This is a genomic window from Microbacterium sp. PA5 (assembly GCF_049860775.1).
GTDB lineage: Bacteria > Actinomycetota > Actinomycetes > Actinomycetales > Microbacteriaceae > Microbacterium.
In genome coordinates this window covers 1629507-1643312 of sequence record NZ_CP187567.1, presented here as the reverse complement: position 1 = coordinate 1643312, position 13806 = coordinate 1629507, and the positions used below count along the sequence as shown (strand labels likewise).

11 protein-coding genes are annotated in these 13806 nt (G+C 70.4%); 7 read left to right on the top strand and 4 right to left on the bottom strand.

All coding sequences use genetic code 11. The features are described from left to right. Positions 1-4: 4 nt before the first annotated feature. The 5 genes from ACPWUT_RS07660 to ACPWUT_RS07640 are packed head-to-tail and all read left to right on the top strand — an operon-like array spanning position 5 to position 3395. Entirely contained in the window at positions 5-1030 is a 1026-nt protein-coding gene (locus tag ACPWUT_RS07660; protein ID WP_425836229.1) for a phosphatidate cytidylyltransferase, read from the top strand. Further along, positions 1027-1587: a DivIVA domain-containing protein gene (locus ACPWUT_RS07655; RefSeq protein WP_425836227.1), complete on the top strand. Its 561-nt coding sequence runs from the start codon at positions 1027-1029 to the stop codon at positions 1585-1587. The genes ACPWUT_RS07660 and ACPWUT_RS07655 overlap by 4 nt, the downstream gene beginning before the upstream one ends. A gap of 60 nt (positions 1588-1647) precedes the next feature. Then, positions 1648-2385, top strand: a complete 738-nt coding sequence (locus tag ACPWUT_RS07650) for a lytic transglycosylase domain-containing protein (protein WP_284527377.1) — start codon at positions 1648-1650, stop codon at positions 2383-2385. 4 nt (positions 2386-2389) lie between these two features. Then, complete coding sequence (locus tag ACPWUT_RS07645; RefSeq protein WP_284527376.1) at positions 2390-2680, top strand: hypothetical protein; 291 nt, start codon at positions 2390-2392, stop codon at positions 2678-2680. Between the two features lies 1 nt (position 2681). Further along, complete coding sequence (locus ACPWUT_RS07640) at positions 2682-3395, top strand: alpha/beta hydrolase (protein ID WP_425836223.1); 714 nt, start codon at positions 2682-2684, stop codon at positions 3393-3395. Positions 3396-3413: 18 nt separating this feature from the next. Here ACPWUT_RS07640 and ACPWUT_RS07635 read toward each other — a convergent pair whose 3' ends face one another. Further along, positions 3414-4493 carry an AI-2E family transporter gene (locus ACPWUT_RS07635; protein WP_284527374.1) on the bottom strand — a complete coding sequence of 360 codons (1080 nt, stop codon included), beginning with the start codon at positions 4491-4493 and terminating at the stop codon, positions 3414-3416. A gap of 172 nt (positions 4494-4665) precedes the next feature. On the opposite strand from ACPWUT_RS07635, the gene ACPWUT_RS07630 reads away from it, so the two are divergent. Both ACPWUT_RS07630 and ACPWUT_RS07625 read left to right on the top strand, forming a co-directional pair. After that, complete coding sequence (locus tag ACPWUT_RS07630; RefSeq protein WP_425836219.1) at positions 4666-6453, top strand: glycosyl transferase; 1788 nt, start codon at positions 4666-4668, stop codon at positions 6451-6453. Then, positions 6450-7391 (top strand): tetratricopeptide repeat protein, encoded by a 942-nt coding sequence (locus ACPWUT_RS07625; protein WP_425836216.1) that lies wholly within the window; start codon positions 6450-6452, stop codon positions 7389-7391. The genes ACPWUT_RS07630 and ACPWUT_RS07625 overlap by 4 nt, the downstream gene beginning before the upstream one ends. Positions 7392-7418: 27 nt before the next feature. Here ACPWUT_RS07625 and glgB read toward each other — a convergent pair whose 3' ends face one another. From glgB to glgX, 3 genes are all read right to left on the bottom strand, one after another. Then, complete coding sequence (gene glgB, locus ACPWUT_RS07620) at positions 7419-9554, bottom strand: 1,4-alpha-glucan branching protein GlgB (protein WP_425836213.1); 2136 nt, start codon at positions 9552-9554, stop codon at positions 7419-7421. Then, the gene (locus ACPWUT_RS07615; protein ID WP_425842220.1) at positions 9551-11602 is read right to left on the bottom strand and encodes a maltotransferase domain-containing protein; all 2052 of its coding nucleotides are present in this window, start codon (positions 11600-11602) and stop codon (positions 9551-9553) included. The genes glgB and ACPWUT_RS07615 overlap by 4 nt, the downstream gene beginning before the upstream one ends. Positions 11603-11686: 84 nt before the next feature. Then, entirely contained in the window at positions 11687-13777 is a 2091-nt protein-coding gene (glgX, locus tag ACPWUT_RS07610) for a glycogen debranching protein GlgX (RefSeq protein ID WP_425836210.1), read from the bottom strand. Between the last annotated feature and the right edge of the window lie 29 nt (positions 13778-13806).

The following is a 13806-nucleotide window of genomic DNA, read 5'->3' as shown; positions in this document are numbered from 1 at the left end:
ACCCATGACCGACGATCCCTCGGACGACCACGGGGCGGGCGACGCCCCGCGCACGCGTGCCGAGGCGCGCCGTGCCGCCGAGGTCGAGGTCACGGCGCTGCACTCGCACGTGCGCGCGGCTCGCTCCGAGTTCGAGCATCAGATCGTGAAGGCGCGGGCCGACTTCGAGCACGTGAACGAGCGCATCAACGCGCGTACGGGACGCAATCTTCTGCTGGCCACGCTCAGCGGCATGGCGATCGGCGCCGCGGTGCTCGGATCGCTCCTGTGGGTGAAGTGGCTGTTCCTGATCTTCGCCATCCCGGTCTGCCTCCTGGGTGTTTTCGAGTTCTCGCGCGCCCTCCAGAGCGCGGGCCGTCGAGTGGATGTGTGGCCCCAGGTGGCGATGGGCGCGATCATCATGGTCGCGGGCTTCGTCGAGGGCCACTGGACGCACTGGGTGACCACGTTCGCGGCGGTCGCCTTCCTCGTGGTGTGGCGGATGGTCGCGCAGATGTCGGCCCGCGACGGCCGCCGGTACGGCGACGTGCTCTCCGATGTGCTGGTGGCCGGGTTCGTTCCGCTCTACGTCCCGTTCCTCGCCAGCCTCACCCTCGTGCTGCTGCGTCAGGACGGCGGTGAGTTCTGGCTGCTGGCCATGATCGTGGTCGTCGTCGTGGCGGACACCGGCGCGTACGCGTCGGGGCTCGCGTTCGGCAAGCATCCGATGGCGCCGCGCATCAGCCCCAAGAAGACCTGGGAGGGCTTCGCCGGAGCAGCCACCGCGGCCATCGCCGCCGCCGTGGCCATCGGCATGCTGCTGCTGCAGATCCCGTGGTGGGCCGGCGTGATCTTCGGCGTGGCGGTGCTCGCCTCGGCGACGGTCGGCGACCTGGGGGAGTCGATGATCAAGCGGGACCTGGGGATCAAGGACATGAGCTCATGGCTTCCCGGACACGGCGGCGTCCTCGACCGCCTCGACTCCATCCTCCCGTCGGCGGCGACCGCGCTGGCGATGTACTTCCTTCTCTCTCCGCTGGCGGCCGCATGAGTCAGGACAGCACGGTCCTCCCCTTCCCGCTGACGACCGGGCGCGTCCAGGGCTACGACCCCGCGCAGGTGGACGACTTCCTCGCCGCCGCCCGCCGATCCTTCGAGGACGGCACCGCGGGGCCGCTCACAGCGGCCGATGTCCGGCGCACCGCCTTCCGTCTCGTCAAGCACGGCTATCGGATCGACGCCGTGGACGCGGCCATGGGGCGGATCGAGGACGCGTTCGCGGCGCGCGAGCGCGAGCAGGCGCTGTCCGAGGCCGGCGCGCGGGAGTGGGTCGGGTCGTCCCGGCGGCTGGCGCAGGAGGTGCTGGACCGGCTGAGCCGTCCCGAGCGGGAGAGATTCCGCCGTGTCAGCCGGCTGCGCTGGGGCTACCGCGTCGATGAGGTCGACATCGTCGCCGACCGCATCGCCCGCTATCTCGAGTCGGGCGAGTCCCTCACCGTCGAGCAGGTGCGCACGGTCGCCTTCCGCATGCAGCGCGGCGGCTACGACGAGGTGCAGGTCGACGCCGTCCTCGATGCGGTCATCGAGGTCATGCTCGCGGTCGGTTGAGGGCGCGCGGCGTGCGAGGCGTGGCGACGGTCCGGAGCGCCGGGTAGAATCGCTGTCACTGTGACTTCTGATGGCGAGCTGATCCCCGTGACACGGCGGTCTCTCGCGAACCGGTCGAGGGCCGTCGCGAGATCGAACCGCAGCTCGTCCGAGCCGCCGCGCTGGTCGCGCCGCCGCCGGGCGCTCTCGGTGTTCGCGGTGTTCGCCGCCGCTGCCTTCGCCGGCGGCTACGTGCTGCCGCTCACAGCAGGGAGCCCGCGTGCCGAGGCTGCAGAGCTCGATCCGGTGTCGCTCTACGCCAGCTCGATCGCCGATGCTCAGGCCTACATCGCCGCGTCGACCGTCACCGACGACGACCTCGGCAGGGCCGACATGACCTACAGCGTCTACGTCAAGCCGAAGCCGAAGCCCACGCCGACCCCGACGGCGACGTCGACGGGGTCGAGCTCGTCGTCCCGATCGAGCGGCTGGGCCCCTCCGTTCGTCTCCCCGGATCCCGGCAGCGCCCAGGCCACGGCGTACGAGATGGTGACCGCTCGCGGGTGGGGCGACGACGAGTTCGCCTGCCTGGTCGCGCTGTGGAAGAAGGAATCCGGCTGGCGGGTCAACGCCTACAACAAGAGCAGCGGTGCGTACGGCATCCCGCAGGCCCTTCCGGGGAGCAAGATGGCCAGCGCCGGCTCCGACTGGGAGACCAACGCCGCAACGCAGATCGCCTGGGGTCTCGGCTACATCAAGGGGCGCTACGGCACGCCGTGCGGTGCCTGGGATCATTCCCAGCGCAAGGGCTGGTACTGAACGCATGCCGAGGTCCCATCGCCGGCGGCGTGACGATGCCGGTTCGTCCGACGACGCGTTCGCCCGTCTGCTGAGCGGGTGGAAGCGCACGGAGACCCGGCGCGGCGTCGAGTGGACCGTTCAGCCGGTGAGCGCCGCGCAGGCGCAGAAGCCGTACACCTGCCCGGGATGCGGGCGCGAGGTCGGCGTCGGGACCGCGCACGTCGTCGTGTGGCGCGCCGACGGAGTCCTGGGCGACGCGGCGGACCTCGCCGCGCGCCGTCATTGGCACACCGCTTGCTGGAGGATCGGCTGACATGGAGATCAGGGGACCGGTCCTGCTGCCGGCGCGGCGCGAGGACATCGAGCTGCACACGCTCGACGGGGTGACGCTGGTCGGCGAGCTGGCTCTTCCCGAGAGCCGTCCGCCGGTGGCGACGCTCGTCACCCTGCACCCGCTGCCGACGGCGGGCGGGTTCATGGACTCGCACATCCTGCGCAAGGCGGCGGGCCGCCTGCCGGCGCAGGCGGACCTCGCCGTGCTGCGCTTCAACACCCGCGGAACGACGTCGCCGCGCGGGACCAGCGGCGGGCACTTCGACGGGGGCGGTGCCGAGTCGTTCGACGTCGCGGCGGCTGTCTCGTTCGTGCAGGAGCGAGGACTGCCCCGGCCCTGGCTCGTGGGGTGGTCGTTCGGCACCGAGCTCGCCCTCAAGTACGGACGCGATCACGACATCGAGGGGATCATCCTGCTGTCTCCGCCGCTTCATCGCGCCAGCGCGGAGGAAGTCGCCGCCTGGGCACAGGTCGACCGCCCCGTGGTGGTGGTCGTACCGGAGCTCGACGACTATCTGCGTCCCGACGCGGCGCGAGAGCGCTTCGCCTCGATTCCCCACGCGACCGTGATCGCGGTCGAAGGCGGCAAGCACCTGTGGGTGGGGGAGAACCAGACCCGCCGCGTGCTCACCGAGATCGTGGCCGCGGTCAACCCCGACGCCCTGCCCCTCGCGACGGAGTGGCCGGACGCCTGAACGCGCCCGGGCCGGGCGTCAGAGCTCGTTCTGACGCGGGATGACGACCTGGCGGTAGATGATCAGGATGCTGGCGGCGACGGGGATCGCCACCAGCGCTCCGAGCAGCTGGCCGAGCGAGGCACCTGCCAGCGCGGCGATCACGACCACGGCTCCGGGCACCGAGACGGCGCGGTTCATGATCCGCGGCGAGATCAGGTACGCCTCCACCTGCATGTACACGACGTACCAGATGAGGGCCACGAGCGCCGTCAGCGGCGATCCGAGCCCCGGGATGAGGCACGTGAGCACGATGATCACCGAGCCGGTCAGGGTGCCCACGAGCGGGATCAGCGAGAAGAAGAACGCGATCACGGCGAGCACGGCCGGGAACGGGGCCCCGATGATCGAGAGGAAGATGGCGCTGAGAACGCCGTTGATCACGCCGAGCGAGACCTGCCCCATGACGTAGTAGCCGACCGATGCGGTGATCTGCTCCGAGAGGTCGATGAACCGCGCGCGCTTGGAGGCGGGCACCAGCTGGTACACCGCGGCCTTCAGCGACGGGGTGGAGGCCGTGAAGTAGATCGTCAGGATGAGGACGATGATCGCGCCGGTGAACCCGGCGATGATCGCGGCGCCGATCGTGACGAGGCTCTCGCCCACCATGGTGCCGACGTTCCCGATGTCGATCGAGGCGTACCAGTCCGAGAGGTACTCGAAGACCTGGTCGACGTTGAGCGCCGGGAAGATGTCGTGCAGCCAGTCCTTGGACGCGGTGATCGGATCCCACTCCTGGTCGACGGCGCTGGTGACGAGCTTCTGGATCTCGGTGACGAGCTGGCTGATCTGCCCGACGATGATCGGCACCACCATCAGGATGATTCCCGCGAAAGCGGCGAGGACCGCCGCGAAGGTGATGAGCAGTGCGCCCCATCGCGGGAGGCCGCGTCGCTCCAGCCACGACACGAGGGGGTCCAGTCCGAGAGCCAGGAACAGGGCGGTGCCCACGTAGAGGAGGACCGTGGAGAGCGTCTGCACGCTGGTGATGAGCAGGATGCCGACGCCGACGCCGAGGGTGGCAATCAGCGCGGTGCGGAACGGATGCTGGATCTTCAACGGGAGCCCTTTGCCTGTCGTGGTGGCCCCACACTACGCGGGCCGCCCCATCCCGGGGTGAGCGCCACCCCCTCCCGGGCGACATTCAGGTCACTTCGCTAGTCTGGAACGTCGATTGTGCACACTAGGGCGGCCTCTGACGTCGCCGCGTGGTGCAGGAAGGTGACCTTTCGTGCGTTTTGTCTGGGCGGTGGCGGCGTTCGTGCTCGCCACGGTGATGATCGGTGCGGGCATCGCCCAGCGCACCGTGCTGCAGGGACCGAAGACCGAGACCCAGTCCATCGAGATCGCCGAGTCGACCCCGTACGTGCTGGTCGACGGAGGCGTCCTGAGCGGACACACCGGGTCGCAGACCCTGCGCGCCCAGGGGGACGGCGAGATCTTCGCCGCCTACGGGCGCACCGACGACATGATGGCCTGGCTGGCACGCAGCGACTACGTCCACGTCACCCGCGAGGGTGAGGAGATCGTCACCGAGAGCGTCGCCGCCGCGCAGGAGGAGGCCGACGCGGAGCCCTCCGAGCCGCTGTCGCCCCTCGGCTCCGACCTCTGGGTCGACGAGTTCCAGCAGGAGGACGTGCTGATCGCGCCGCTCCAGCTGCCCGCCGACATGAGCGTGCTCGTTGCCGCCGACGGGGTGGAACCGGCACCGGCGCAGCTCTCCGTCACCTGGCCGACAGGCGTGACCACGCCCTGGGCGGGGCCGCTCATCGTGGGCGGCGGGATCATGCTGGCGATCGGCATCGTGCTGTACATCCTGGGCGTGCGGCACGTGCGTCGCTCGCGCGGCCCTCGCCGCAAGGGCCTGCCGATCGCGCGCACCGAGCCGATCGATCTCAGTGAGGCCTCCGCCGACAAGGGCGTGATCAGCTCTTCGCCGTCCCGCCGACAGCTCTCCGGGGGCCGCCGCGGCTTCGTGGCGCTTCCGGTCGTCGTCGTGTCCGCCCTCCTCGTGTCGGGGTGCTCGGCGGACTCGTGGCCCCAGTTCGGTCCGTCGGAGACGCCGACGCCGTCGGCGACGGTCGTCGTGCCCGAGGGACAGGACGACCCGCCGGCAGTGACCGAGGCCCAGGCGGAGCGCATCCTGACCCGCATCTCCGCCCAGGTGGCCGCGGCCGACGAGAAGAACAGCGCCGCGCAGGCGGCGGTCCGCCTCGAGGGTCCCGCTCTGGCGGCGCGCAAGACCAACTACACGCTGCGCAAGGAGCTCGACGATCACGAGCCGCTTCCGGCCATCCCCACGAGCGCGCTGAAGATCCTGCTGCCGGAGGCCTTCGAGGGCTGGCCGCGGACCTTCTTCGCCGTCGTGGAGGACGCCGACTCGGGCGTCGCGACGATCATGACCGTCACGCAGCGCGACGCATGGTCGAACTACAAGCTGTCGTACGTCGCGAACATGGTCGCCGACGCGAGCCTCAATGTCGCCCCGCCCTACATCGGCGCACCGAAGGTCCAGCCCGACTCGGCCTTCCTCCTCATCGCCCCGCAGGACCTCGCAGCCGCCTACGCGGACGTGCTGGACAAGGGCGATGACAGCGAGTTCGCTCCCATGTTCGATGCGGAGACCGACACGTTCCGCACGCTCGTGGCCGACAACCGCGCCGCGCGCGTCGAGGACTTCAACAAGACCGGGTCCAAGACCGGCAAGATCTCGTTCTCGGCGTCGGCCGGGTCGACGAACCCCGTCGCCATGGCGACCCTCGACAGCGGTGCCATCGTTGCGGTCACCGTGAACGAGAACGACACCGTGACCCCGACCAACGAGGACGCCGTGATCAAGGTCGACGACAACGAAGTGGTCAAGACGCTGAGCGGCGTCACCCAGTCCTCGACGGGCTTCCGGAGCAGCTACGCCGACCAGCTGTTCTTCTTCGTCCCGTCGCAGAGCTCGACGGAGCGCATCCGGTTCCTCGGCTATTCGTCCGACATCCTCTCAGCCAAGGTGGTGAAGAAGAAGTGACCGATCCCACCCCCGGCGCCGTTCTGCGCGGGGCCGTCGACCTGTCCTCCCTCCGTTCCCGTCCCGCCGCGCAGCCCGCGCCGGCGGGGGCGGACGGCGCGCCCGCCGGTGGACCTTCGCTCGTCTTCGACGCGACAGACGACACCTTCGCGCAGGTGCTCGAGCTGTCGCGCACGGTGCCCGTGGTCGTGGACCTGTGGGCCGAGTGGTGCGGTCCCTGCAAGCAGCTGAGCCCCATCCTGGAGAAGGTCGTCCAGGAGCTGGCGGGTCGTCTGGTGCTCGCCAAGGTCGACGTCGACGCCAACCCGCAGCTCGCTCAGGGCTTCCGGGCCCAGTCCATCCCGATGGTCGTGGCTCTCGTCGCGGGGCAGCCGGTGCCGCTGTTCACCGGCGCCGTCCCCGAAGCTCAGGTTCGCGAGGTGCTCGGGCAGCTGCTCCAGCTGGCCGCGCAGCACGGTGTGACCGGCACGGTGCCCGTGAGCGGCTCCGACGCCGTGGCCGACGCCGATGAGGAGCCCGCGGCCCTGCCGCCCCTGCATCAGGCCGCGTTCGACGCGATCGAAGCCGGCGACTACGCCACCGCCATCGCCTCGTACGAGGCCGCGCTCGCGGAGAACCCGCGTGACGAGGACGCTCGCGCCGGCCTCGGCCAGGTGCGTCTGCTCTCCCGGGTGCAGGCACTGGACCTGCAGGAGACGCGCGCCGCGGCGGCCGCAGCCCCGCACGATGTCGCCGCCCAGCTGGCGGTCGCGGATCTCGACGTCGCCGGCGGACACGTCGACGACGCGTTCGACCGCCTGCTGACGCTCTTCTCCGAGCTGCCGACCGACGAGCGCGCGCCGGTGCGTGAGCGTCTGCTCGAACTGTTCGGGCTCATCGGCGACGCGGACGCGCGCGTCGTGCGAGCGCGCGGCCGGCTGGCGAGCCTGCTCTTCTGAGCGTCGGCCCGCGCACCGGCCTGCGCGTCAGGCGCGGTGCGCCAGCCAGAGCACGCCCAGCGGCGGCAGGGTCATCGTGGCCTGCCCGCGGTGGTCGGTGTGCACCGCACCGAGGTTGCCGACTCCCGATCCGCCGAATGCGGCCGCGTCGGAGTTGAGCACCTCGCGCCACTCGCCGCGCTCAGGCAGGTCAAGCGTGTAGTCGTACACCGGGGCGCCGGAGAAGTTGCTGACGACCGCGACGGTGTTGCCGTGGTTGTCGCGGCGCGCGAAGGCGATGACGTTCGGGTTCCACGACGGCGCGCCCAGGCGGGCGAAGGCGGACCCGTCGCTGTCGCGCGACCACAGGGGGGCGTGCTCGGCGTACTGGTGGTTGAGGGCGCCCACGAACGAGAGCAGCTGCTGGTGCGCGGGCTGATCGAGCATCCACCAGTCGAGCCCACGGCCTTCGGACCACTCGGACATCTGGCCGAACTCCTGCCCCATGAACAGCAGCTGCTTGCCGGGGTGGCCCCACATGTACGCGAGATAGGCGCGCATGTTGGCCAGCTTCTGCCAGTGATCGCCCGGCATGCGGGTGAACAGCGTGCCCTTTCCGTGGACGACCTCGTCATGGCTGATGGGCAGCACGAAGTTCTCGGTGAACGCGTAGACGAACGAGAACGACATCTCGCCCTCGTGGTGCGAGCGGTACATCGGATCGCGCTTGATGTACTCCAGCGAGTCGTTCATCCAGCCCATGTTCCACTTGAAGCCGAAGCCGAGACCGCCCTGGTCGGTGGGGGCCGTGACCCCGGGGAAGCTCGTCGACTCCTCGGCGATCATGGCGATGCCGGGGTAGCGCTTGTAGGACGTCGCGTTGACCTCCTGGAGGAACCGGATGGCCTCGAGGTTCTCGCGCCCGCCGTGGATGTTCGGCTCCCACTCGCCGGCCTCGCGCGAGTAGTCGAGGTAGAGCATGGAAGCCACCGCGTCGACCCGCAGGCCGTCGACGTGGAACTCCTCGAACCAGTACAGGGCGTTGGCGACGAGGAAGTTGCGCACCTCGTTCCGGCCGTAGTCGAAGATCAGCGTGCCCCAGTCCTTGTGTTCGCCGCGACGGGGATCGGGGTGCTCGTACAGCGCGCGACCGTCGAAGCGCGCAAGGGCGAACTCGTCCTTCGGGAAGTGACCCGGCACCCAGTCCATGATCACGCCGATTTCGGCCTGGTGCAGGCGGTCGATGAGATAGCGCAGGTCGTCGGGGCTGCCGAACCTGCTCGTCGGCGCGTAGTAGCCGCTCACCTGGTAGCCCCACGAGCCGCCGAACGGGTGCTCGGCCAGGGGGAGGAACTCCACGTGGGTGAAGCCCGCGGCGGTGACGTATTCGATGAGGGGATCGGCGGCGTCGCGGTAGCCGAGGCCGGGACGCCACGAGCCGAGGTGCAGCTCGTAGGTCGACATGGGCTGGTCGACGGGCGAACGCGACGAGCGCGTGGTCAGCCAGTCGTCGTCGCCCCACGCGTAGGCGCTCTCGGTCACCACCGACGCGGTGGCCGGAGGCAGCTCGGCCGCCTGCGCCATGGGATCGGCCTTGAGGATCCAGTGGCCGTCGGCGGAGAGGAGCTCGTACTTGTACGTGGCCCCCGCACCGAGGCCGGGGATGAACAGCTCCCACACCCCGCTCGATCCGAGGGAGCGCATCGCGTGGGACTGGCCGTCCCAGCCGTTGAAGCCGCCGACGACCCGCACCGCCCGTGCGTTCGGCGCCCAGACGGCGAACGAGACGCCCGCCGCCCCGGTGAAGTGGCGGACGTGCGCGCCGAGAACCCGCCACAGCTCCTCGTGCCGTCCCTCACGGATCAGGTGCAGATCCATCTCCCCGAGCGTCGGCAGGTGGCGGTACGGATCGTCGACGCGATGCTCGGGACCGCCGTCGTAGGTCGCCAGGAGGTCGTAGGCGCCGGGATCGGCGTCGGTGGACCCCGCCCAGACGCCCGACCGCACGTGCTCCAGGGGGATGCGCACGCCCGCCGCGGTGACCGCGGTCACCGTCGCCGCCATCGGCCGGCGGGCCCGGATGACCCAGCCCTCGCCGTCGCGGTGGACGCCGAGGACGTCGTGGGGGGCGTGGTGGGATCCGGTGGCGACCGCGTCGAGGAGCGAATCTGAGGGCGTGGTCATCGGGACCCCTTCACGTGCAGGATGTGGACGGGCTCGGCGAACGCGTCGAGGCGGACGAAGGCGTCCTGGTTCCAGGTCCATCGGGCGCCGGTCACGAGATCCTCGACGTCGTAATCGTGCCCTCGCGGCACGCCGAACGCCGTGCTGTCGATGTGCACCATGGTCTGGCGGGTCGAGTGGGGGTCGACGTTGGCCACCACGATGATCGTGTCGGCGACCCCGTCCGGCGACAGCTCGGCCGGCAGGTGCTTGGAGTAGACGAGGATCGCTTCGTCGTCGCTCCAGTGCACGGTCAGTCCCCGCAGCTGGCGGAGAGCGGGGTGTGCGCGCCGGATCTCGTTCAACCGGGTCAGGTACGGGGCGAGCGAGTCGCCGGTGGCCTCGGCGCCGGCCCAATCGCGGAGCTTGTACTCGTACTTCTCGTTGTCGATGTTCTCCTCGGATCCCGGCCGGGCGACATTCTCGAACAGCTCGTACCCGGCGTAGACGCCGTAGCTGGCTCCCGCCGTCGCGGCGAGGGCGGCGCGGATCTTGTACGCGGGGCGCCCGCCGTACTGGAGGTACTCGGTGAGGATGTCCGGCGTGTTGACGAAGAGATTGGGCCGCATGAAGTCGGCCGTCTCGTCGGAGATCCACCGGAAGAACTCCTCCAGCTCCGTCTTGGTGTTCCGCCACGTGAAGTAGGAGTAGCTCTGCTGGAAGCCGCTGTACGCCAGGGCCTGCAGCGGTGCGGGGCGCGTGAACGCCTCGGCGAGGAACACGACGTCGGGGTGCTCGGCCGTGACCGCTCCGATGAGCCATTCCCAGAACTGCAGCGGCTTGGTGTGCGGATTGTCGACGCGGAAGATCTTCACGCCCTGGGCGATCCAGTGGCGGACGATCCGCAGCACCTCCGCCCGGATGCCCTCGGGGTCGTTGTCGAAGTTGATCGGATAGATGTCCTGGTACTTCTTGGGGGGATTCTCCGCGTAGGCGATGGAGCCGTCGGGAAGCGTCGTGAACCACTCCGGATGGGCTGTCACCCACGGGTGGTCGGGAGCGGCCTGCAGCGCCAGATCGAGGGCGACCTCGAGCCCTTCGGCGGCCGCGGCCCGCACGAAGGCGCGGAAGTCGGCGAGCGTGCCGAGCTCCGGATGCACGGCGTCGTGGCCGCCCGCGGCCGAGCCGATGGCCCACGGCGACCCGGGGTCGCCGGGACCGGCGGTGAGGGTGTTGTTGGGACCCTTGCGGTTGAGCGTGCCGATCGGGTGGATGGGCGGCAGGTACAGCACGTCGAAGCCCATGGCGGACACCGCCGGCAGCCGGTTCTTGGCGGTGCGGAAGTTCCCGCTCTTGACGGTGCCGTCCTTCAGGCGTCGAGCGCCCTCGGAGCGCGGGAAGAACTCGTACCAGGCGCCCACGCCCGCCCGCTCGCGCTCGACGAGCAGGGAGAGCTCGGGTCCGACCGTCAGCAGGGACTGGAGCGGACGGGCGGCGAACACGCTCGCGAAGTACGCATCGCGCACGATCGCCAGCGCTGCCGTGTCGTCGCGCTCCGCGTCGCGAAGGCTCGCCGCTGCGTCGGTGAGCGCGCGGCGCTCGGCGGCGGGCCGCGATTTCTCGGCCGCGGCGCGCAGGAACAGGAGGGCGCCCGACTCGCGCATGAGAGACGTGTCGACGCCGGCGGCGATCTTGACGTCCGCCGCGTGCTGCCAGGTCGCGAAGTCGTCCCCGAACGCCTCGAACCGGAAGCTCCACAGACCCTGCTCGAGGGGCGCGACGCCGACCCGCCACCGATCGAACCCGTCGCCCAGGGCGGTGAGGCGGTGGAGCGACTCCGCGCCGCTCGGGGAGGTGAGCCGGACGTGCACCCCGATCGCGTCGTGGCCCTCGCGGAACGCCGTCACCTGAAACGGCACCGCCTCGCCGACGAAGGCGCTGGCGGGGAAGCGCGGATCCGGTGTCGTCGGCCGCGGCAGCACCAGCGGGATGCGCCCGTTGCGGGTGCCCGCCTCGGCCTGCCACGCGACCGCCGGGCGGAGGGGGATCTGTGCGGTGCTGCGCACCATTCCGGTGGTGTTCGTCGTCGTGGCCACGTCTCGAACCTACCTCCGTTGCGAGCGGCGGTACACCGCCGCACGCCGTGGCGGCCGCTACTCGACGCGGAACAGGTGCATCGCGGTGTCGGGGAGGGAGACGACGTCGCCCGGCTCGAAGACCGGCTCCTCCGCCGTCGGGCGCTCATCGAGACTCGACCAGAGGGCGACGTAGCGCCGGACGCCGTCGATGCGGGGGAGGGTGACGTCGACCGGACGCTCGTTCCCGTGCACGATGAGCAGGATGCGGTTGGGCTGCTCGTTCTCGGGCGTCGACTGCGCGACGTACTGGAGTGTCCGGTGCGCCGGATCGGTCCATCGGTCGCCGGACATGGTCTCACCGTGCTCGTCGTACCAGTCGATGACCGAGGCGCTCGGCACGGTCTGCGCCTCGTGGGCGAACCGCGACGGCCGGAGGGCGGGGTTGTCGCGGCGCAGCTGCAGCAGGCGGCCGACGTGAGCGGCGAGGTCCTGCTGCCAGGGCGCGTGCTCCCACGACACCCACGTGAGGGGCGAGTCGTGGCAATAGGCGTTGTTGTTCCCGCGCTGAGTGCGTCCGAACTCGTCACCGGCCGTGATCATGGGAACCCCCGCCGACAGCAGGAGCGTGCCGAGGAGGTTCCGCATGGCCTTCCGGCGCCGGGCGAGGATGGCCTCGTCCTCCGTGGAGCCCTCGGCGCCGTGGTTGAAGGAACGGTTCATGTCCGCGCCGTCCCGGTTGTGCTCGCCGTTGCCGAGGTTGTGCTTGACGTCGTAGGACACCAGATCGCGGAGGGTGAAGCCGTCGTGCGCCGTCACGAAGTTGACGCCGGCCAGAGGACCGCGTGCCTGCGAGAACGTGTTGGACGAGCCGGCGAGGCGGGTGGCGAAGCCACCGATGCCGACGGGAGCCGTCCCCGCGCGACGCGCGTAGTCCACGTCGCTGAGCCAGAAGTTGCGCACGCGATCGCGGTAGCGGTCGTTCCACTCCGCCCACCCGGGACCGAAGTTGCCGGTCTGCCATCCGCCCATTCCGACGTCCCACGGCTCGGCGATCATCTTCACGCCCGCCAGGGCAGGGTCCTCCACGATGGCACGGATGAGCGGGTGGTCGGGGGAGAAGGAGTGGTCGGCGCCGCGCCCCAGGGTGGCGGCGAGATCGAACCGGAATCCGTCGACCTGGAGCTCGCCCGCCCAGTACCGCAGCGAGTCCACGATCAGGCGCGCCGCGGCATCGGTCGACGTGTCGAGGGAGTTCCCGCAGCCCGTCACATCGATGTAGGCGCCGTCGTCGTGCTGACGGTAGTACGCGCGCCCGTCGATGCCGCGCAGGCTCGAGCGCGGTCCGCCGAGCTCGCCCTCGGAGGTGTGGTTGTAGACGACGTCGAGGATGACCTCGATTCCCGCGGCGTGGAGATCCCGCACCATCGTCTTGAACTCGCGGAGCACCGCGTCGGGGCCCGCCGCGCGACTGGCGGCCGTGGCGTAGTCGGCGTGCGGGGTGAAGAAGTTGAGGGTGTTGTAGCCCCAGTAGTTCGTCATCCCGTGCTGGAGGAGCCGGGGCTCGCTCTCGAACGCGTGGACGGGCAGCAGCTCCACGGACGTCACCCCGATCGCCTGGAGGTGGCTGATCGTGGCCGGGTGGGCGAGACCCGCGTACGTGCCGTGCAGGGCGGGCGGGATCGCCGGATGCCTCTTGGTCAGCCCCTTCACGTGCGCCTCGTAGATCACCGTGCGATCCCAGGCGACCGCGGGCTTGGAAACGCCGCCCCAGTCGAACGACTCGTCGACGACGACCGAGCGCCAATCTCCGAGGCCCCCCGACACGAGTCCCTTCGTATAGGGCTCGATGAGCAGCGTCTGCGGATTGAAGGTGTCTCCCGGGCCGTGCGGCCCGTCCACGCGGACCGCGTAGCGCGCGCCCGGCGTGAGGGCGCGGGTGGTCACCTCCCAGACCTCGCCGGCGCCGTCGTCGCCGGGTCGGCGCGTCAGCGGCAGCGTGTCGATGATCCAGTCGAGGTCCACCTCGTCGAACAGGACGAGCTCGACGGCGGTCGCGGCGCCGGACCACACCCGGAGGGTGCCGCCGTCGGGACCCTGGGTGACCCCGAGGCGGTCGAGCGCGGGCGACAGGAAGGAGGCGTCGGCGACGTCCGGCACGGGAAGCATGCGATCTACAGTAGTAACGCCGCGCGCCG

Excerpts from the sequence above, each read along its gene's own strand:
- ACPWUT_RS07660 (WP_425836229.1), top strand. The coding sequence starts at position 5 with ATGACCGACGATCCCTCGGACGACCACGGGGCGGGCGACGCCCCGCGC.
- ACPWUT_RS07655 (WP_425836227.1), top strand. The coding sequence starts at position 1,027 with ATGAGTCAGGACAGCACGGTCCTCCCCTTCCCGCTGACGACCGGGCGC.
- ACPWUT_RS07645 (WP_284527376.1), top strand. The coding sequence starts at position 2,390 with ATGCCGAGGTCCCATCGCCGGCGGCGTGACGATGCCGGTTCGTCCGAC.
- ACPWUT_RS07640 (WP_425836223.1), top strand. The coding sequence starts at position 2,682 with ATGGAGATCAGGGGACCGGTCCTGCTGCCGGCGCGGCGCGAGGACATC.
- glgB (WP_425836213.1), bottom strand. The coding sequence starts at position 9,554 with ATGACCACGCCCTCAGATTCGCTCCTCGACGCGGTCGCCACCGGATCC.
- ACPWUT_RS07615 (WP_425842220.1), bottom strand. The coding sequence starts at position 11,602 with ATGGTGCGCAGCACCGCACAGATCCCCCTCCGCCCGGCGGTCGCGTGG.
- glgX (WP_425836210.1), bottom strand. The coding sequence starts at position 13,777 with ATGCTTCCCGTGCCGGACGTCGCCGACGCCTCCTTCCTGTCGCCCGCG.